The 306-nt window shown below is 68.6% G+C and carries 1 protein-coding gene; it reads left to right on the top strand.

Annotation, left to right across the window (positions count from 1 at the left end; translation table 11 throughout):
- On the top strand, positions 1-306 hold a 306-nt coding region (locus APY03_RS42720; RefSeq protein WP_198161304.1), incomplete at both ends, for a hypothetical protein.

The raw sequence follows: 306 nt of genomic DNA, 5'->3' as shown, positions 1-306 counted from the left end.
TCTGGCAGAACCGCACCGACGCACAGGGCCGCGAGGACTGGCGCTACGTGACCCTGGACGATGGCGGCCACGAGTGGACCGACTTCGATCAGGCCGGCGCCCGCGGCGACAGCAGCGTACAGAGCCGCACCGATGCCTGGGGCCGCCAGGACTGGGTGAACATCGTTCAGGATGATGGGAGCCGCGATTGGACCGACCACGACCAGGATGGCTCGCAGGGCTGGAGCGTGGTGACATCGCGTTTCGACGCCTGGGGCCGCCAGGACTACGCCAACGTCTACGCGGACGATGGCAGCCGCGACCAGC

Source organism: Variovorax sp. WDL1 (assembly GCF_001541225.1).
Lineage (GTDB): Bacteria > Pseudomonadota > Gammaproteobacteria > Burkholderiales > Burkholderiaceae_C > Variovorax.
Note: the sequence above shows the minus strand (reverse complement) of the source record. Positions and strands in the feature narration are given on the sequence as shown.